At 57.6% G+C, this 17,888-nt stretch carries 28 protein-coding genes, 2 tRNA genes and 1 pseudogene; 28 read left to right on the plus strand and 3 right to left on the minus strand.

The genetic code is table 11. The features are described 5' to 3' along the window. Positions 1-125 precede the first annotated feature (125 nt). Positions 126-210 (plus strand) — tRNA-Tyr (locus YBN1229_RS01960). A gap of 158 nt (positions 211-368) precedes the next feature. Here YBN1229_RS01960 and YBN1229_RS01965 read toward each other — a convergent pair. Then, entirely contained in the window at positions 369-1,490 is a 1,122-nt protein-coding gene (locus YBN1229_RS01965) for a hypothetical protein (RefSeq protein WP_046476122.1), read from the minus strand. Between the two features lie 404 nt (positions 1,491-1,894). Between YBN1229_RS01965 and YBN1229_RS01970 the strand changes: the two genes are divergently transcribed. After that, positions 1,895-1,968, plus strand: a tRNA-Gly gene (locus tag YBN1229_RS01970). Positions 1,969-2,039: 71 nt separating this feature from the next. On the opposite strand, the gene YBN1229_RS01975 is transcribed toward YBN1229_RS01970, so the two are convergent. Both YBN1229_RS01975 and YBN1229_RS18605 read right to left on the minus strand, forming a co-directional pair. Continuing rightward, on the minus strand, positions 2,040-2,408 hold the full coding sequence (locus tag YBN1229_RS01975) for a response regulator (RefSeq protein WP_052743618.1): 369 nt from the start codon (positions 2,406-2,408) through the stop codon (positions 2,040-2,042). 275 nt (positions 2,409-2,683) lie between these two features. Next, entirely contained in the window at positions 2,684-2,869 is a 186-nt protein-coding gene (locus tag YBN1229_RS18605) for a hypothetical protein (protein WP_139165295.1), read from the minus strand. Between the two features lie 266 nt (positions 2,870-3,135). On the opposite strand from YBN1229_RS18605, the gene tuf reads away from it, so the two are divergent. The 26 genes and pseudogenes from tuf (at position 3,136) to rpsK (ending at position 17,884) form a co-directional block, all read left to right on the plus strand. After that, positions 3,136-4,326 carry an elongation factor Tu gene (gene tuf / locus YBN1229_RS01985; protein WP_046476126.1) on the plus strand — a complete coding sequence of 397 codons (1,191 nt, stop codon included), beginning with the start codon at positions 3,136-3,138 and terminating at the stop codon, positions 4,324-4,326. 180 nt (positions 4,327-4,506) lie between these two features. Further along, on the plus strand, positions 4,507-4,815 hold the full coding sequence (gene rpsJ / locus YBN1229_RS01990; protein WP_046476129.1) for a 30S ribosomal protein S10: 309 nt from the start codon (positions 4,507-4,509) through the stop codon (positions 4,813-4,815). Between the two features lie 91 nt (positions 4,816-4,906). Further along, a complete protein-coding gene (rplC, locus tag YBN1229_RS01995; RefSeq protein ID WP_046476132.1) occupies positions 4,907-5,620 on the plus strand; it encodes a 50S ribosomal protein L3 in 714 nt (237 codons plus the stop codon). After that, on the plus strand, positions 5,620-6,264 hold the full coding sequence (rplD, locus tag YBN1229_RS02000) for a 50S ribosomal protein L4 (protein WP_046476135.1): 645 nt from the start codon (positions 5,620-5,622) through the stop codon (positions 6,262-6,264). The genes rplC and rplD overlap by 1 nt, the downstream gene beginning before the upstream one ends. After that, positions 6,261-6,554 carry a 50S ribosomal protein L23 gene (locus YBN1229_RS02005; protein ID WP_046476138.1) on the plus strand — a complete coding sequence of 98 codons (294 nt, stop codon included), beginning with the start codon at positions 6,261-6,263 and terminating at the stop codon, positions 6,552-6,554. Before rplD ends, YBN1229_RS02005 begins: the two co-directional genes overlap by 4 nt. Positions 6,555-6,567: 13 nt before the next feature. Then, entirely contained in the window at positions 6,568-7,392 is an 825-nt protein-coding gene (gene rplB / locus YBN1229_RS02010) for a 50S ribosomal protein L2 (RefSeq protein WP_046476141.1), read from the plus strand. 33 nt (positions 7,393-7,425) lie between these two features. Beyond that, the gene (gene rpsS, locus YBN1229_RS02015; RefSeq protein WP_046476146.1) at positions 7,426-7,701 is read left to right on the plus strand and encodes a 30S ribosomal protein S19; all 276 of its coding nucleotides are present in this window, start codon (positions 7,426-7,428) and stop codon (positions 7,699-7,701) included. Continuing rightward, a pseudogene (rplV, locus tag YBN1229_RS02020) lies at positions 7,701-8,066 on the plus strand (50S ribosomal protein L22); the annotation flags it as partial. The gene rpsS and the pseudogene rplV, both read left to right, overlap by 1 nt. A gap of 80 nt (positions 8,067-8,146) precedes the next feature. Then, positions 8,147-8,875: a 30S ribosomal protein S3 gene (rpsC, locus tag YBN1229_RS02025; RefSeq protein WP_046476158.1), complete on the plus strand. Its 729-nt coding sequence runs from the start codon at positions 8,147-8,149 to the stop codon at positions 8,873-8,875. Positions 8,876-8,900: 25 nt separating this feature from the next. Next, entirely contained in the window at positions 8,901-9,311 is a 411-nt protein-coding gene (gene rplP, locus YBN1229_RS02030) for a 50S ribosomal protein L16 (protein WP_046476165.1), read from the plus strand. Between the two features lie 38 nt (positions 9,312-9,349). Further along, positions 9,350-9,559, plus strand: a complete 210-nt coding sequence (rpmC, locus tag YBN1229_RS02035) for a 50S ribosomal protein L29 (protein WP_046476170.1) — start codon at positions 9,350-9,352, stop codon at positions 9,557-9,559. Positions 9,560-9,570: 11 nt separating this feature from the next. After that, the gene (gene rpsQ, locus YBN1229_RS02040; RefSeq protein WP_046476174.1) at positions 9,571-9,807 is read left to right on the plus strand and encodes a 30S ribosomal protein S17; all 237 of its coding nucleotides are present in this window, start codon (positions 9,571-9,573) and stop codon (positions 9,805-9,807) included. A gap of 120 nt (positions 9,808-9,927) precedes the next feature. Further along, the gene (gene rplN, locus YBN1229_RS02045; RefSeq protein ID WP_046476177.1) at positions 9,928-10,296 is read left to right on the plus strand and encodes a 50S ribosomal protein L14; all 369 of its coding nucleotides are present in this window, start codon (positions 9,928-9,930) and stop codon (positions 10,294-10,296) included. 1 nt (position 10,297) lies between these two features. Further along, positions 10,298-10,624 carry a 50S ribosomal protein L24 gene (gene rplX, locus YBN1229_RS02050; protein WP_046476182.1) on the plus strand — a complete coding sequence of 109 codons (327 nt, stop codon included), beginning with the start codon at positions 10,298-10,300 and terminating at the stop codon, positions 10,622-10,624. 66 nt (positions 10,625-10,690) lie between these two features. Then, positions 10,691-11,263: a 50S ribosomal protein L5 gene (gene rplE, locus YBN1229_RS02055; RefSeq protein WP_046479823.1), complete on the plus strand. Its 573-nt coding sequence runs from the start codon at positions 10,691-10,693 to the stop codon at positions 11,261-11,263. Between the two features lie 41 nt (positions 11,264-11,304). Continuing rightward, a complete protein-coding gene (rpsN, locus tag YBN1229_RS02060; RefSeq protein ID WP_046476186.1) occupies positions 11,305-11,610 on the plus strand; it encodes a 30S ribosomal protein S14 in 306 nt (101 codons plus the stop codon). Between the two features lie 16 nt (positions 11,611-11,626). After that, complete coding sequence (rpsH, locus tag YBN1229_RS02065; protein ID WP_046476189.1) at positions 11,627-12,025, plus strand: 30S ribosomal protein S8; 399 nt, start codon at positions 11,627-11,629, stop codon at positions 12,023-12,025. Positions 12,026-12,067: 42 nt separating this feature from the next. Continuing rightward, the gene (gene rplF / locus YBN1229_RS02070) at positions 12,068-12,607 is read left to right on the plus strand and encodes a 50S ribosomal protein L6 (protein ID WP_046476193.1); all 540 of its coding nucleotides are present in this window, start codon (positions 12,068-12,070) and stop codon (positions 12,605-12,607) included. An 11-nt stretch (positions 12,608-12,618) separates the two neighbouring features. After that, entirely contained in the window at positions 12,619-12,981 is a 363-nt protein-coding gene (rplR, locus tag YBN1229_RS02075; protein WP_046476196.1) for a 50S ribosomal protein L18, read from the plus strand. A gap of 18 nt (positions 12,982-12,999) precedes the next feature. Next, positions 13,000-13,581, plus strand: coding sequence for a 30S ribosomal protein S5 (gene rpsE, locus YBN1229_RS02080; RefSeq protein WP_046476200.1), 582 nt, complete (start codon positions 13,000-13,002; stop codon positions 13,579-13,581). Between the two features lie 108 nt (positions 13,582-13,689). Next, positions 13,690-13,884 carry a 50S ribosomal protein L30 gene (rpmD, locus tag YBN1229_RS02085; protein ID WP_046476204.1) on the plus strand — a complete coding sequence of 65 codons (195 nt, stop codon included), beginning with the start codon at positions 13,690-13,692 and terminating at the stop codon, positions 13,882-13,884. Positions 13,885-13,926: 42 nt separating this feature from the next. Further along, positions 13,927-14,451 carry a 50S ribosomal protein L15 gene (gene rplO, locus YBN1229_RS02090; RefSeq protein ID WP_046476207.1) on the plus strand — a complete coding sequence of 175 codons (525 nt, stop codon included), beginning with the start codon at positions 13,927-13,929 and terminating at the stop codon, positions 14,449-14,451. 300 nt (positions 14,452-14,751) lie between these two features. Then, complete coding sequence (secY, locus tag YBN1229_RS02095) at positions 14,752-16,140, plus strand: preprotein translocase subunit SecY (RefSeq protein ID WP_046476211.1); 1,389 nt, start codon at positions 14,752-14,754, stop codon at positions 16,138-16,140. Next, a complete protein-coding gene (locus tag YBN1229_RS02100) occupies positions 16,137-16,781 on the plus strand; it encodes an adenylate kinase (protein WP_046476215.1) in 645 nt (214 codons plus the stop codon). The genes secY and YBN1229_RS02100 overlap by 4 nt, the downstream gene beginning before the upstream one ends. A 222-nt stretch (positions 16,782-17,003) precedes the next feature. Further along, a complete protein-coding gene (gene rpsM / locus YBN1229_RS02105; protein ID WP_046476218.1) occupies positions 17,004-17,372 on the plus strand; it encodes a 30S ribosomal protein S13 in 369 nt (122 codons plus the stop codon). Positions 17,373-17,488: 116 nt separating this feature from the next. Then, a complete protein-coding gene (gene rpsK, locus YBN1229_RS02110) occupies positions 17,489-17,884 on the plus strand; it encodes a 30S ribosomal protein S11 (RefSeq protein WP_046476223.1) in 396 nt (131 codons plus the stop codon). The last annotated feature ends 4 nt before the right edge of the window (positions 17,885-17,888 follow it).

Here is a 17,888-nt window from a genome sequence, read left to right on the forward strand (position 1 = left end):
CTGGCCATCCGCGGGGCGATTTCATTTGACAGGCTGATGTTGATTTTTGCCTTCGGCTCAATGATATAAGTGGCGTCAAATGAACATTGACCGGTTCGAAAGGACCGAGTCAGGTTGCGAGATGTGGAGGGGTGCCCGAGTGGCTAAAGGGGACGGACTGTAAATCCGTTGGCTACGCCTACGTTGGTTCGAATCCAACCCCCTCCACCATTTCAGGCTCACGCACCTTTTGGCGGTGTGCTAACGCCGGACCGCCTCGCTTTCGGGCCGTGGCATGGCTTAACCCTCATAGGCCAAACCTTACCTCTATCAAATCAGACTCTCGGATTGCCGCGAACGCTTTGCGGTTGGCAGGGCCTCGTTCTTGTTCAAATGGGATATCGCAGAATCGCAGCCACCTGAGCGTTGCCGGGAATGTCTGTCTGACGGACCCCGAGAAACCGGGCGCCTGTCATTATTGCTCTGCCGGCGATCTCGTCCGCGATATCGTAGTTGGCGGCGTCGGGGCTGGTGGCGAATGTCACGGCGCCATCGGTGTCGTTGACTGTTCCCGGCTCGACGTGATCGATATCCACCATCAAAAATTCAACCGCGCCGTTGGTGGCTGCGCGTGCCACCTCGCCAATGTTGGTCGTTGCGCGGCGGTCGTTGGAGCGGGCCTCAAACAATGTGCGCGCTTCGTCAATCTGCGCCTTGTAGTAACGGTCAAGTATCGGGCGTGCCGCGCTCGCGAGTTCAGCTTCAGAGAGGCGGTCTGGACTTTCCGATATGCCCTCGCTCAATAGAGCCGGGTAGCTGTTCAGATTTCGGAAAATCGGGGCCAGCGGATCTGTGGATGCAAGGATCAGGGGGGTATCTCGTCCCGCCAGAACGCCACGAAGTGCAGCGTCTACTTTCCGCGCGTATTGTCGGAGCAACACGGTTTGACCTTCGGCGTTGGCTATGCGTGTGTTCTGCGTAAGGTTATTTATGGATGCGCGCCCCACTGCATCGGCGGCACTTTTGGGCAGCTCGGGGACGCGTACCGGGGATGGCGGTAAGTCCGCAAATATCTCGATCAAGCGGACTGCATTTTCCGACAAAGTTAAAATGAATGCCGTTTGAGGGAAGGCGATGGCTCGAAGGAGAGGCTTCAGATAGAAGCGATCTGCGACTTGGGTCGTATCTGTTACCGCCGTGGCCAATCTAAATGTGCGGATGCTGTCGGGGGTGGCAAGGACGGCTAAGCTATGGGCCTGCAGTTTCCAAAAATCGTCATCATCTGTTAACGCTGCAAGCTCCGCTTCGAGACGGCGGCGGCGATGCTTATCAAATCCTATGCTTTCCAGCTGCTCCATCGCAGTCTTGACCAGATTGCCATAGGCTATCCGGCTGGCTGAAACCTGCTGCGTGTGTGGTGTGGTGGATACGTAGATAGAGACGCACGTATCCGCACGGGTGGAAATTAGCGCCTTGAGTTCCGGGAGCGTCGGGATATCTACGTAAAGCATCGATAATGGCTCCTGTTATGCCATGAACGGGGCAATTAAAATTGGATTGCAGGCCCCCGATTGGTGGCTTTGCTCGGTAACATGCGTCTGTAATCTGCTCGGACAGCTTGGGTTCCTCGCGCTGCTGTCAAGCGATACACTGTGCGCGCTGCTTGTAGGTTCGCGCGGTCCCTCCTACTTGGTTGGTTAAAAATCTCTAGTTGGAGCTTATCAGTGTGTTGCTTCGGTGCGGTCCTGCACGGTAGGGGCTACCTGAACTAAAATGCGGGTTTTTATCGGTTCATTTTACGAGCGCTTCTGTAGTCTAGCTGATGCTGCGGGTTGTGCGCGGCGGATTAGCCTGTTCCGCAAATGTCCGTTTGCGTTGCCGTCAAAAATCGGTAAAAAGCCCGGATGCCATGGGTGCGGGTGTAGCTCAATGGTAGAGCAGCAGCCTTCCAAGCTGAATACGGGGGTTCGATTCCCCTCACCCGCTCCAATTTCATCTGACACATTCGGTATTGCATTTAACGGAGACGGAGCGGATCGCCGATACTCCGGCCATTTCTATTACTTGGACGAGATCTGTAGGCGCGCGATGACCATCCCGACAAGCGCGTTTGGAGCGGCAGGCTTGCGGATGACACCCCATTTGCCGCAAACGCCTTCGACCTCCGTGTAGCCACTGTATATGACAAACGGGATGCCCATATCGGTAAGTCGCTGGCAGAGTTCATCGGCGGTGCCATCGGCCAAGCGGTAGTCGAGTACGGCGGCGGACACAGCGGCGGAAGCCAGGATTGTGAGAGCTTCGTCAACGCTGGGGACGTTGTGAACCCGTGCGCCGTGCCCTTCGAGCTCATCAGCAATATCCATCGCGATCAATGGCTCGTCTTCCACCAGTAAGATTGAGTAGCCTTCGAGGTTGGAGCGGCTCATAGGTCGAAACTCTCGAGAGGGGTCGCGTAGATGGCGGTGCCGGAATGGCGCAAAGCAATCTCTTCACTGATAAATTCAGGAGGGCATTTGCGGAATTGTGAAAAACGCTAGAACTACGGCTGCGACCAACCCCAGAATGAAGAGCCATCGGCTCCAGCGATGGCGCAAAATAATAGTGCCCTGACGAGCCTTTTCGGCGGAATAGGTTTTGGGCCCGTCAGGTGATTGGGATGTGCGTTTGTCTGTCGAGGTCCCTTGCATAGGTCAAAGCCTTTTTACTTTTTACCGTGCTTTTCACCTTGGATGCATTGCGGCCCCTGAAGGACGCTCAGGCAATGTTCCGCCTGCTCGGGAAGATGGGGATGCTGGGACCCAGGAATTCCCTGGATATTTTCTGGTCTGTCGAGCACGCTGTTGCGATTTTCTCGAGGGAAGTGGGTATTTTTGATTTCAGGTGACATTTCATCCTCCTCTCGCTTTTTGGCTCAAGGAATGTGATTCAAACGCATCTACGGGGGATCTGTTCCGCACGGGGCGGGAATGTCGCGATGAAGCGCATCAGCGAAAGTTGGCCAATATGTTCGACGAACAGGGGCACAGATCAAAGATTGGGCCTTGAACAATAAGGCTCAAGCCCTTAGAGGATCGGGCTCAGGCGTATGGGTGCCGATACGCGGCTTTGCGGCCCGGTGACCCAGAAGGTGTCAAACACTGTCAAGGACGAGCAATGGCCAAGGCGAAATTCGAGCGGACGAAGCCGCACGTAAACATCGGCACGATCGGTCACGTTGACCACGGAAAGACGTCTCTGACGGCAGCGATCACGAAGGTATTGGCTGAGACGGGTGGGGCAACGTTTTCAGCTTACGACCAGATTGACCGTGCACCGGAAGAGAAGGCTCGGGGCATCACGATTTCGACGTCGCACGTTGAGTATGAGACGGCGAACCGTCACTACGCGCACGTTGATTGCCCAGGTCACGCGGACTACGTGAAGAACATGATCACGGGTGCGGCGCAGATGGACGGCGCGATTCTGGTCGTTTCGGCTGCTGACGGCCCGATGCCACAGACGCGCGAGCACATCCTTCTGGCCCGTCAGGTCGGCGTTCCTGCCCTTGTCGTGTTCCTGAACAAGTGCGACATGGTCGACGATGAAGAGCTTCTTGAGCTCGTTGAGATGGAAGTGCGCGAGCTTCTGTCGTCTTACGAGTTCCCTGGCGACGACATCCCGATCACGAAGGGCTCGGCTCTGGTTGCTCTGGAAGACGGTGATGCGAAGCTCGGCCACGACGCGATCCTGGCTCTGATGCAGACGGTTGATGAATACATCCCGACGCCGGACCGTCCGAAGGATCAGCCGTTCCTGATGCCGATCGAAGACGTATTCTCGATTTCTGGCCGCGGTACGGTTGTTACGGGCCGTATTGAGCGTGGCATTGTTAAGGTCGGTGAGGAAGTCGAGATCGTCGGCATCCGTGATACGACGAAGACGACTGTCACGGGCGTTGAAATGTTCCGGAAGCTTCTGGATCAGGGCGAGGCTGGCGACAACGTTGGCGCTCTTCTTCGTGGTATCGGTCGTGAGGACGTTGAGCGCGGGCAGGTTCTTTGCAAGCCGGGCTCGATCAAGCCACACAAGAAGTTCAAGGCTGAGGCATACATCCTGACGAAGGAAGAAGGCGGCCGTCACACGCCGTTCTTCACGAACTATCGTCCTCAGTTTTACTTCCGTACGACGGACGTGACGGGTGTCGTCACGCTTCCAGAAGGCACGGAAATGGTTATGCCTGGCGACAACGTGTCGATGGACGTTGAGCTGATCACTCCGATCGCGATGGAAGAGAAGCTTCGCTTCGCGATCCGTGAAGGCGGCCGTACGGTCGGCGCGGGTGTTGTTGCCGCGATCGTCGAATAATGATCGCATCCGTTTTGGTGGCCCCTTAACAGGCCGCCAAAATGGGGCCAGTGGGCCGGGTGTTTTTGGATTTAGTGAAGAGAGGGACATCGCGTCCGGAAGCCAGTCTCAATAGCCAAGACAGTGGATTTCTCGCTGTCGGCAAGGGCAAATCCGGCCATCGGTGGATAGGCAAGAAACATGAACGGCCAGAATATTCGCATCCGGCTCAAAGCGTTCGATCATCGAATATTGGATGCTTCGACGCGAGAGATCGTGAACACCGCGAAACGCACAGGCGCTGAGGTGCGCGGGCCCATCCCGTTACCCACGCGGATTGAGCGCTTCACAGTGAACCGGTCTCCGCACATCGATAAGAAGAGCCGGGAGCAGTTCGAGATGCGTACGCATAAGCGTCTGCTGGATATCGTAGATCCGACGCCACAGACGGTGGACGCTCTCATGAAGCTCGACTTGGCCGCCGGCGTCGACGTCGAGATCAAGTTGTAAGACGACTTTCGCGAAGTTCGAGGTGGTCCTCTGCAGGGGCAATACAAATCCTCTTGTAAGACCGTTAAGCAATTAGGGAAGGAATGCTGACATGCGTTCCGGAGTGATCGCACAGAAGGTGGGAATGACCCGCATCTTCACCGACAACGGGGAGCATATCCCTGTCACGGTGTTGCGGCTCGAAAACTGCCAAGTGCTCGCGCACCGTACTGACGACAAGAATGGATACACGGCTCTTCAACTGGGAGCTGGTACGCGCAAACCATCGCGCGTGACGAAAGCCGAGCGGGGCAATTTCGCTGTCGCTAAGGTTGAGCCTAAGCGCAAGATGGCTGAGTTTCGTGTGTCTCCTGACAACCTCATCGAAGTCGGCGCGGAAATCACCGCTGATCACTTCGTTCCAGGGCAGTTCGTCGACATTACGGGCACCTCAATCGGTAAGGGTTTCCAGGGCGCGATGAAGCGCTGGAACTTCGGCGGCCTCCGGGCTTCGCACGGCGTCTCGATCACGCATCGTAGCCATGGTTCGACCGGTCAACGCCAGGATCCTGGTAAGGTGTTCAAGGGCAAGAAGATGGCCGGGCACCTCGGGTCCGAGCGTGTGACGACGCAAAACTTGGTTGTCGTGCGCACTGATATCGATCGCGGCCTTGTAATGGTCCGCGGCGCGGTTCCGGGTCACAAGGGTGGCTGGGTTTTGATCCGTGATGCCGTGAAGAAGCAGCTGCCAAAGGATGCGCCGAAGCCTGGCGCGTTCAAGGCGCGCGACAATGGTGAAGCCGCAGCTGGGAAGGAGCATCAGTGATGAAAGCCGATGTGACGACTCTCGACGCGGCCAGCGCCGGTACCGTCGAACTCGCAGAACAGATCTACGGCCTCGAGCCGCGTCAGGATCTGTTGCAGCGCATGGTCCGCTATCAGTTGCTGAAGCGTATGGCTGGCACGCATCATGCTCAGGATCGTTCGGAAGTGAACGTTACGGGCAAGAAGGTGTACCGCCAGAAGGGTACCGGTGGTGCCCGTCACGGTGATAAGGCCGTCCCGCAGTGGCGCGGCGGTGGTAAGGCGTTCGGACCGAAGCCACGTAGTCATGCGATTGCGTTGCCGAAGAAGGTTCGCGCGCTGGCGCTGCGTCATGCGCTGTCTGCTAAAGCGAAGGCTGGCGAGATCATAGTTCTCGACAAGGCTCAAAGCGACGGCAAGACGGGCGTGCTCAAGGCGCAGTTGGCGAAGTTGGACTGGGCAAATGCGCTCATCATCGACGGCGCTGTGGTCGATGCCGCGTTTGCGCGTGCTGCACGTAACATTCCCAACATCGACGTACTGCCGGTGCAGGGGATCAACGTTTACGACATCTTGCGGCGCAAGAAACTAGTCCTGACCAAGGCCGCCGTTGAAGCTCTGGAAGAGCGATTCAATGGCAAGGCGTCCGGGGAGACGAGCCAATGATGAAGCTCAAGGCCTACGACATCATTCTGTCGCCGGTCATCACCGAGAAGGCGACGCTCCTTTCGGAAGCCAATCAGGTTGTCTTCAACGTCGCTAAGACCGCGAACAAGCCTGACATCAAAGCTGCCGTTGAAACGCTCTTCGGCGTAAAAGTGAAAGCTGTGAACACGTTCGTGCGCAAAGGCAAAAAGAAAGTCTTTCGCGGCCGGACAGGAGTTCTCAGCGATACCAAGAAGGCCATCGTTACGCTTGAGGACGGCCAGTCCATCGACGTGACGACCGGGCTTTAAGGAGATCGGGACCATGGCACTTAAGACATTCCGACCGACTTCGCCCGGTTTGCGTCAGCTCGTTATCGTAAGCCGCAGCAACCTTTGGAAGGGTGCTCCGGTCAAGATGCTGACCGAGGGCAAGAAGAAGACCGGCGGTCGTAACACGCACGGGCGTATTACGACCCGTCACATCGGCGGCGGTCACAAGCAGACCTACCGCAAGATTGACTTCAAGCGGCGCAAATTCAACGTGCCGGCCGTTGTCGAGCGGCTGGAGTACGATCCGAACCGCACGGCGTTTATCGCGCTCATCAAGTATGAGGACGGTGAACTGAGCTACATCCTGGCGCCGCAGCGTCTGAATGCTGGCGACACGGTTGTGGCGGCTGAGACGGCTGACGTTAAGCCGGGCAATGCGATGCCATTGTCGGGCATGCCGATTGGGACGATCGTGCACAACGTCGAACTGAAGCCTGGCCATGGCGGTCAGATCGCTCGTTCGGCTGGCGCTTTCGTTCAGTTGGTCGGTCGCGACTCCGGTTGGGCTATCTTAAAGCTCAACTCGGGCGAAACACGCCGCGTTCATGCTGACTGCATGGCGAGCGTTGGTGCGGTTTCGAACTCGGATCACGCTAACACTGTAGACGGTAAAGCGGGCCGCACGCGCTGGAAGGGCACGCGCCCAACGGTTCGCGGTATCACCATGAACCCGATCGATCACCCAAACGGTGGTCGTACGAACGGCGGCAAGCACTGGGCTACGCCTTGGGGCAAGCCTACGAAGGGTGCGAAGACGCGTAAGAACAAGGCAACGGACAAATTCATTGTCCGCAGCCGTCACCTGAAGAAGAAGTAAGCGCCGCAGCGGCGCACGAAGGAGATAGACGCGGTGGCACGCTCAGTCTGGAAAGGTCCGTTTATTGACGGATACCTTCTGAAGAAGGCCGATAAGGTGCGCTCCTCGGGGCGCAATGAGATCATCAAGATCTGGACCCGTCGTTCGACGATCCTGCCGCAGTTCGTCGGCCTGACCTTCGGCGTCTACAACGGGCAGAAGCATATTCCCGTGAACGTGACCGAGGACATGATCGGTCACAAGTTCGGCGAGTTCGCGCCCACGCGTAACTTCCCGGGGCACGGCGGAGACAAGAAGGCGAGACGATAATGGGTAAGCCTAGCCGAGAGCGCAGCCTGCCAGAGAATGAGGCGAAGGCGGTTGCGCGCAACTTAAGAGTTTCGCCGCAGAAGCTTAACCTCGTCGCGGGACTTATCCGTGGCAAGAAGGTCGACGCCGCGTTGGCTGACCTCGAGTTCTCTCGCAAGCGCATCGCTCAGGACGTACGCAAGTGCGTTATGAGCGCGGTTGCTAACGCTGAAAACAACCATCAGCTGAGCATCGATCAGCTCGTGGTGGCGGAAGCCTACGTTGGCAAGAACCTTGTCATGAAGCGCTTCCATGCCCGCGGTCGTGGTCGCGCATCGATGGTGCATAAGCCGTTTTCGCAGATCACCGTGGTGGTGCGCGAAGTGGCTGAAGACGAAGAAAAGAAGTCCAAGGGGCGTAAGCGGTCCAAGGCTGCGGACGCCGTACAGGCCAAGGAGGCCGAATAATGGGTCAGAAGGTCAATCCGATCGGCCTGCGCGTCGGCATTAATCGCACCTGGGACAGCCGTTGGTTTGCCGGCGGCGCTGAGTATGGAAGGTTGCTGCACGAGGATATGGCTATCCGCGAGCACATCATGAAGCAGCAGCGCCAGGCTGGTATCTCTAAGGTCGTGATCGAACGCCCACACAAGAAGTGCCGCGTTACAGTGCATACGGCGCGTCCGGGTGTGCTAATCGGCAAGAAGGGGTCTGACATCGACAAGCTGCGTGGTGAGCTTTCGCGCCTGACCACCAGTGAGGTCCATCTCAACGTCCTCGAAGTGCGCAAGCCTGAGATCGATGCGACGTTGATTGCTGAGAACATTGCGCAGCAGCTAGAGCGCCGTGTGGCGTTCCGCCGTGCGATGAAGCGGGCGGTGCAGTCTGCGCTGCGGATGGGCGGTCTCGGTATCCGTATCAACGTCGCCGGCCGTCTGGGTGGCGCGGAAATCGCACGTACCGAATGGTATCGCGAGGGGCGCGTGCCGCTGCACACGCTGCGCGCCGACATCGATTTCGGATACGGCGAAGCGCAGACCGCTTATGGCATCATCGGTATCAAGGTTTGGGTGTTCAAGGGCGAAATCATTGAGCACGATCCGATGGCTGCTGAGCGTCGCGCGGTCGATATGCAGGAAGGTGGCGGTGGCGGCCGTCAGCGTCGTGAGCGCGGTGATCGCGGCGCAGACGCTTAAGAACGGGATATTTTGAGGACTGGTCATGCTGCAACCTAAGCGCACGAAGTACCGCAAGCAGTTCAAGGGACGTATTCACGGCGTTGCCAAAGGTGGCACGACGTTGAACTTCGGCTCGCACGGCTTGAAGGCGATGGAGCCGGAGCGGATCACGGCACGCCAGATTGAGGCCGCACGACGGGCAATTACGCGTCACATGAAGCGTGCTGGCCGCGTTTGGATCCGTGTGTTTCCAGATCTGCCGGTGACGTCAAAACCTGCCGAAGTCCGAATGGGTTCGGGTAAGGGTTCTCTGGAATATTGGGCGGCTCGCGTGAAGCCGGGTCGGATCATGTTCGAGCTTGATGGTGTGCCGGACGATATCGCCCGAGAGGCACTCGAGCTTGGAGCCCAGAAGCTGCCGATTAAGACGCGTGTCGTGTCGCGGATTGGCTAAGCCCGCCGGGACGAAAGAGATTACTTGAGGACGAAACGATGAAAGCCGCCGAGTTCAGGGATATGTCGCTCGATCAGCTCGACGACCAATTGGTCAAGCTCAAGAAGGAGCAGTTCAACCTGCGCTTTCAGAGGGCTTCGGGACAGCTCGAGAATACGTCGCGCTTTAAGGAAGTGCGTCGCGACATCGCGCGTGTCATGACGATCGCGACCGAGAAGCGTGCGGCCGGCGCTGGTAAAGACGCCTGAGGAGATAAGAAATGCCTAAGCGAATCCTGCACGGCGTCGTGGTGTCGGACAAGAACGACAAGACCGTGGTTGTTGAGGTCGAGCGCCGCTATACGCACCCGCTGTTCAAGAAGACGGTTCGCCGGACGAAGAAGTACCATGCGCATGACGAGGCCAATCAATTCAAGATTGGAGATCGCGTGCAGATCGTAGAGACAGCACCGATCTCGAAAAACAAGAGATGGTCGGTGCTCGTACAGCAAGGTTAGGCGAAGGGGCTCGCCATTTGACGCGGGTCCCGGAAGCGATTGAAGGAAGTGCGCGCCGCGCCGCGCCATTGAAGATTTTCTAAGGCCGCGAGCGGGCGGGGTGGATAAGGAGCAAGTGCGATGATCCAGATGGAGACGAATCTCGACGTCGCCGACAATTCGGGCGCGCGCCGGGTGCAGTGCATCAAGGTGCTTGGCGGCTCGAAGCGGAAATACGCAACGGTCGGCGATATCATCGTTGTGTCCGTAAAGGAGGCGATCCCCAAAGGTCGCGTCAAGAAGGGCCAGGTGATGAAGGCTGTTGTTGTGCGCACCGCTAAGGGTGTTCGTCGCGCCGACGGTTCCTTGATCCGTTTTGATCGCAACGCCGCAGTGTTGATCAATCAGCAGGGTGAGCCTGTTGGTACCCGTATTTTCGGACCGGTTACGCGTGAATTAAGAGCGAAAAATCACATGAAGATTGTGTCGCTCGCGCCGGAGGTGATTTGAAATGGCGTTGGCGAAGATCAAAAAGGGTGACCACGTGATCGTGCTTGCTGGCCGCGATAAGGGCAAGCATGGCGAAGTGATCGAGGTTCGGCCGAATGAAGATCGTGCGCTTGTGCGCGGAGTGAACATGGTGCGCCGTCACCAGCGTCAGACGGCGCAGGAGGAGGGCGGCATCATCTCCAAGGAAGCGGCGATCCACCTGTCGAATCTCGCTTTGGAAGATCCGCGTGACGGGAAGCCGACGCGGGTTGGAACCAAGGTGCTTGAGGACGGCACGAAAGTGCGTATCGCTAAGCGCTCTGGCGAAGTAATTCCGGAGAAGAAGTAAGTCATGGCCGATAACGACAAAGCCAAGAAGGGCCGAAAGGCTGCAAAAGCCGCTCCGGCAGCCAATATGGCGCCGGCTAGCCCGCGCCCGGCTGATTACAAGCCGCGGCTGAAGAAGCATTATGAAGAAGTGGTGCGCGCGAAGCTGAAGGAGAAGTTTGGCTACGCGAACCCGATGATGATTCCGAAGCTCGAGAAGATTGTGTTGAACATGGGCATCGGCGAAGCCGTTGCTGATCGTAAGAAGGTGGAAAACGCCTCTTCCGATTTGGCGATGATCGCTGGTCAAAAGCCTGTGACCACGATCGCTCGCAAGTCGATCGCGACGTTTAAGGTCCGCGAAGGTATGGCTCTCGGTACGAAAGTCACGCTCCGTGGCGATCGGATGTACGAGTTCCTCGATCGGTTTGTGACGATCGCAATGCCGCGGATCAAGGACTTCAGAGGTCTCAATCCGAAGAGCTTCGATGGCCGTGGCAACTATGCCTGCGGTCTCAAAGAGCACATCGTGTTTCCGGAAATCGACTACGATAAGGTCGATCAGATCTGGGGCATGGACGTGATCGTATGTACTTCCGCGAAGAACGACGAGGAAGCTCGCGAGCTTCTGCGTGAATTCAATTTCCCTTTCCGTAGCTAGAGGACCTCGGGCGCACCCCGAAAGGCCTTTGGAGGATATGAATGGCAAAGACCGGCAAGATCCAACACAACGAAAAGCGCCGCAAGCTGGCTGCGCAGTACGCAGAAAAGCGTAAGCGCTTGAAGGCTTCCGCGAAAGACATGACGCTTGGCGCTGAAGAGCGGTTTGCAGCACGTCTCAAACTGGCAGAACTGCCTCGGAATGCATCACCAACGCGTATTCGGAATCGTTGTGAGATTACCGGGCGTCCGCGGGCCTATTACCGCAAGCTCAAGATGTGCCGTAATCAGCTGCGTGAATTGGCGAGCCAGGGTCAGATCCCCGGCATGGTCAAGTCGAGCTGGTAAGGAGGGCCGAAACAGGATGTCTATGAACGATCCGCTAGGCGATATGCTGACCCGTATTCGTAACGCTCAGATGCGGCGGCGCCCGACTGTTTCTACGCCGGCTTCTAACCTGCGCGGCTGGGTGCTCGACGTATTGGCGTCGGAAGGATTTATCCGCGGTTATACGCGGGTGGAACAGAAGGGTGTAACGCCCGAATTTGAAATCGAATTGAAGTACTTCAATGGCCAGCCGGCGATTCGCACTATTAAGCGCGTTTCTAAGCCAGGCCGTCGTGTGTACTCACAAGTCAGGGATATCCCGACGGTGGCGAACGGGCTCGGTGTCTCGATCCTGTCCACTCCCAAGGGTGTGATGTCGGACGTGCGGGCTCGTGAAGAGAACGTCGGCGGCGAAATTCTCTGCAACGTATTCTAATTGGAAAGACCCGGTGGTTGCCGGGGTGAAAAGGTCAAACCCATGTCTCGCATCGGAAAGAAGCCTGTTCCTGTGCCGTCTGGCGTGACCGCAGCGCTCGACGGGCGGACGGTCAAGGTCAAAGGCTCTAAGGGCGAATTGGCGTTCACCGTTCCTGACGAGGTTACGGTCGAGAAGACTGATGCCGGCTTCGTCGTTACGCCGAAGGACAATAGCAAACGCGCTCGCTCTATGTGGGGCATGTCGCGTACGCGGATTGCCAGCCTCATGACGGGGGTTACGGAAGGCTACGAGAAAGTTCTGGAAATCCAGGGCGTCGGCTACCGTGCAGCCATGAAGGGCAAGGATCTGCAACTCAACGTCGGCTTCAGCCACGAAGTGGTGCACAAGATCCCAGCCGGCGTGCAGGTCGCGGTGGCAGGTGCCAAGCAGGAAATCGTGACGGTCAGCGGCATTGACAAGCAGCTCGTCGGGCAGGTGGCTGCCGAGATCCGTCGCTATCGTCCGCCGGAGCCTTATCAAGGTAAGGGTGTGCGTTATCGGGGCGAATACATCTTCCGCAAGGAAGGTAAGAAGAAATAAGGACAGGAACGATGGCGTCGCTGAGCAAGAAATTCGAAAAGCGTCGGACGCGTGTACGCCGCACCCTGAAGGCGCGTACCTCCGGTCGTCCGCGATTGTCGGTCTTTCGGTCGTCGAAGAACATCTACGCACAGATTATCGACGATGCGGCTGGGCGTACGCTTGCCGCGGCTTCGACGCTGGACGATGCGCTCCGAGGGAACATCAAGACCGGTGCAGACAAGGACGCAGCAGCGGCTGTCGGCAAGCTCGTCGCCGAGCGCGCCGTTGCTGCTGGTGTCAAAGAGGTTGTCTTCGACCGTGGTGGGTATCTGTTTCATGGGCGCGTCAAGGCGCTCGCGGACGCCGCGCGTGATGGCGGCCTGAGCTTCTAAAACGAAAGGACCACGACTGTGGCACGTTCTCCTGAAGGCCGCCGCGGCCGGGACCGCGATCGCGAAGAGCGCGACAGCGAATTTTCAGACAAGCTGGTTCACATCAACCGTGTGGCCAAGGTTGTCAAAGGCGGTAAGCGTTTCGGTTTTGCAGCGCTGGTTGTTGTCGGCGACGTGAAAGGTCGCGTTGGCTATGGCCACGGCAAGGCTCGCGAAGTGCCTGAAGCCATCCGTAAGGCTACGGAATCGGCGAAGCGCTCGTTGGTCCGCATCCCGCTGCGTGATGCACGCACGTTGCACCACGACAGCCAAGGCCGTCACGGCTCCGGTAAGGTTGTGCTACGCTCGGCGCCTCCGGGCACGGGTATCATCGCCGGTGGTGCAATGCGCGCTGTGTTCGAAATGCTTGGCGTGCAGGACGTTGTTGCGAAGTCGTTGGGTTCAACGAACCCTTACAACGTTATTCGTGCAACCTTCGATGCCCTGAAGCATCAGGAAAATCCCCGGACCGTGGCCGCACGTCGTGGCCTCAAGGTTTCGGATATCGTGGCCCGCCGCCGCGACGGTTCGTCCGCTTCGGAAGCAGCGGTAGAAGGCTAAGTTATTTAGAGCGAAGGCGCGGCCTGGCGGTTCGCGCTACCGTTCATCCACTAGGTTGAATCAACGGGCATACTGTCGTCCCGGTTGGACCGCTGAGGTTGAAACGAAATGGCTGAGAAGAAAACGATCACGGTCGAACAGGTGCGCAGTGCAATCCGCCGCCCCGAAGTGCAGACGAAGACGCTCAAGGGGCTTGGCCTCAATAAGCTGCACCGCCGTAGAACTCTTGAAGATACGCCGTCTGTGCGTGGCATGATCAACAGCGTACGCCACTTGGTGCGTATCGTTGACGAGAAGGCCTAAGGCGCCCCACTGAAAGAATTGACGAAGAGGCTTTGTAGACTCATGCGGCTTAACGAGATCAAAGATAATCCTGGCGCGCGTAAAACGCGCGTGCGCGTCGGCCGCGGCATCGGTTCCGGCGTCGGCAAGATGGGTGGACGCGGCCACAAGGGTCAGCATTCCCGTACGGGTGTTGCGATCGGTGGCTTTGAAGGCGGTCAGATGCCGCTTTACCGGCGTTTGCCGAAGCGCGGCTTCAGCAAGTGGCGCCGTAAGGATTTCAACGAGGTGAGCCTCGGAGCGCTGCAGACCGCTATTGATGCGGGCAAGCTCGACAAAGCTCAGACGATTGACGTCTCTGCGTTGGTTGCAGCCGGCGTTCTGCGTCGTCCTAAAGACGGTGTTCGTCTGCTCGGCAGTGGGGAACTGACTGCGGCTGTAAAGCTGACGGTCGATCACGCGACAGCATCTGCCAAGGCTGCCGTCGAGAAGGCTGGTGGTAGCATTACGCTGATCGAAAAGAAAATCCTGGCTGCAGACGTCGAGAAGGCCGAAAAGTCTGCAGCTAAGAAGAAGGCAAAGGGCTGATTGCAGCGCGCTCTGCCTGAAGGAGGGAATGCCACCTCTGTTCGTTATATGGCGACTTTGAAAAGGTTGTCATGGAGCTGGGGAATGGCCAGATCATAGAGCGCGCGTCCTTCGGGGCGCGAGCTGCGTTGAGGAGGCGACTACTTTTGGGGCCGTTCGCCGGGGACATTTGGACCCGGTCTCCGCGTCGTCGCCGTGGAGAGTCGCGCTCTAACGCTCAATGAAAGCGGTGCAGTCTCGCACGGCGAAGCATTCGTCGCAGGATCGGGAGCTGCGCCCGGGTCGGGAGACACATCAGCTATGGTATCCGCTGCGGAGCAGCTTGCCTCCAACATCAACCTTTCGGCCTTTTCGAAGGCGACAGATCTCAAGAACCGCATCTGGTTCACGTTGGGAGCGCTGATCGTCTATCGCTTCGGAACGTTCATTCCTATTCCGGGTATCAACCCTGTCGCTTTCGCCGAAACGTTCAATCAGGCCTCCGGCGGCATTCTGGGGCTGTTCAATACGTTTGCGGGTGGTGCGGTGGAGCGCATGGCGATTTTCGCGCTCAATATTATGCCGTACATCTCCGCCTCGATCATTATGCAGCTGATGACCAGCGTGAACCCAAAGCTGGAAGCGCTGAAGAAAGAGGGCGAGCAGGGCCGTAAGCAGATCAACCAATACACGCGTTATCTGACGCTGATTTTGGCAACCTTCCAGGCCTACGGAATTGCTGTGGGACTTGAGGGTACCTCATCGGCTGCTGGGTCAGTTGTGACTGATCCAGGTTGGTTCTTCAGGGTGACGACCGTCATTACGCTTGTCGGCGGCACAATGTTCCTGATGTGGCTCGGCGAACAGGTTACGCAACGTGGGATCGGCAACGGTATTTCGTTGATCATTTTCGCTGGCATCGTCGCGGGTATGCCGTCGGCGCTGGCGGGGCTTTTTGAGCTTTCGCGTACTGGCTCGCTTTCGCTCTTCATGCTGTTTGTACTGTTGTTGTTGATGGCATTTGTTGTGCTGGCGATCGTGTTCGTTGAGCGTGCTCAGCGGCGGCTTTTGATCCAGTATCCGAAGCGCCAAGTGGGCAACAAAATGATGCAGGGCAATTCCTCGCACCTGCCGCTGAAATTAAACTCTGCCGGTGTTATTCCGCCGATTTTTGCCTCGTCGCTACTTTTGTTGCCGATCACGGCGGCTCAGTTCACCACGGGTCAGGGTGGCGAAGGTTCTGAATGGCTGCGCGTTATCGTGTCAGCGTTGGGCTACGGCCAACCGCTGCATACGTTGATCTATGCCGCGCTCATTATTTTCTTCGCGTTCTTCTACACTGCGGTCGTGTTCAATCCGCAGGAAACGGCCGACAACCTGCGTAAGTACGGTGGCTATATTCCCGGCATCCGGCCTGGCGCCAAGACGGCGGAATATATCGACTACGTTCTGACACGCATTACGGTTGTTGGTGCCCTTTACCTCGCTGCCGTTTGTTTGTTGCCTGAGATCATGATTTCGTATGCGGCCGTTCCGCAGACCTTCGCTGCGGTTCTTGGTGGTACGTCGTTGCTGATTGCGGTGAGCGTGACTATGGACACGGTTGCGCAAATCCAGAGCCATCTGCTGGCGCACCAATACGAAGGCTTGATAAAAAAGGCGAAACTCAAAGGTGCGTCGCCGACAACGCGCAGGGGGGGGCGGCGATGAATCTGATCCTGCTGGGACCGCCGGGCGCGGGCAAAGGGACCCAAGCGCAGGAGTTAGTCTCTAAGCGTGGGCTTGTTCAGCTTTCGACGGGTGACATGCTGCGGGCGGCCGTGAAGGCAGGTACTGACATCGGCAAGAAAGCCAAGGCGGTTATGGACGCGGGGCAGCTCGTATCCGACGATATCGTGATTGGCATTATTGCTGAGCGGATTGATCAGCCGGATTGCAAGGACGGTTTTATCCTTGACGGCTTTCCGCGTACGTTAAAGCAGGCGGCTGCGCTCGAAGAATTGCTCGCACAGAAGGGCAAGTCTCTCGACGTGGTCATCGAGATCAAAGTAGACGACGAGGTGCTGGTGGACCGGGTATCCGGGCGTTACACCTGTGCGAAGTGCGGCGCTGGATATCATGATCGGAACAAGAAGCCCAAGGTTGAGGGCGTTTGTGACGTTTGTGGAAGTACGGAATTCACACGCCGTGCGGACGACAACGCTGAAACCGTGCGCAACCGGTTAATGGCTTATTATCGTGAGACGGCGCCGCTTATCGGCTTCTATTTCGCGAAGGGTAAGCTTCACAGTGTGGATGGAATGGCGCCGATCGAAGAGGTCACTCGGCAGATCGACGAGGTGTTGGGGTAGCGTTGCGGGTGTCCAGGCTTGTCAAGGGCAAATATTGACGAACCGGGCATGCTCAGCTACAACAACGCGATTTTCTGACGCAACGAGCCGTAACTTGTCCGGCGGAGAGGGTGCCGCAGGGCAGGTGGTTGCGTTTTTTGATAACAAAATCAGCGGGATCGTGCCCAGCCTTGGTGGCTGGTTTGCTTGGTTTCCGCTCATCGATGGTTCTAGGAGACAGACGTGGCACGTATCGCTGGCGTGAATATCCCAACGCAGAAACGTGTGCTTATCGCACTTCAGTATATTCACGGTATCGGCCCGAAGATGGCGAGCGACATCTGCACGAAGGTTGGTATCCCGGCCGAACGGCGGGTGAATCAGCTGACTGACGCGGAAGTACTTCAGATCCGCGAGACGATTGACCGCGACTTCATCGTCGAAGGTGATCTGCGTCGTGAAGTCGCAATGAATATCAAGCGCCTGATGGATCTCGGTTGCTATCGCGGTCTGCGCCACCGTCGCGGTCTACCCGTGAACGGCCAGCGGACGCACACCAACGCGCGCACCCGTAAGGGGCCGGCCAAGCCGATCGCAGGCAAGAAGAAGTAACGCGCTTTAAGATGCCGGACGCGGCCTTTGGGCCATGCTTTATCCGGTGTCTTCTTGTGCCTCAGACTACGCATCGCATAGGACCGCCGCGCGCGGGAACGGAGACTTAAAACCAAATGGCGAAAGAGCAGCAGCGCGGCAAAGTGCGCCGCCGCGAGAAAAAGAACATCTCGTCGGGCGTGGCACACGTCAACGCATCGTTCAACAATACGATGATCACCATCACGGACGCTCAGGGCAACACGATTTCCTGGTCGTCTTCGGGCATGATGGGTTTCAAAGGCTCGCGTAAATCTACGCCGTTTGCCGCCCAGATGGCTGCTGAAGATGCTGGCCGCAAGGCTCAGGATCATGGAATGAAGACGCTTGAGGTTGAAGTTTGCGGTCCGGGTTCGGGTCGTGAATCGGCGCTGCGTGCGTTGCAGTCGGTTGGTTTCCAGATCACGGCGATCCGTGACGTGACACCAATTCCGCACAACGGCTGCCGGCCGCGGAAGCGTCGCCGCGTTTAACGCG

Source organism: Candidatus Filomicrobium marinum, from assembly GCF_000981545.1.
Taxonomy (GTDB): Bacteria; Pseudomonadota; Alphaproteobacteria; order Rhizobiales; family Hyphomicrobiaceae; genus Filomicrobium; species Filomicrobium insigne.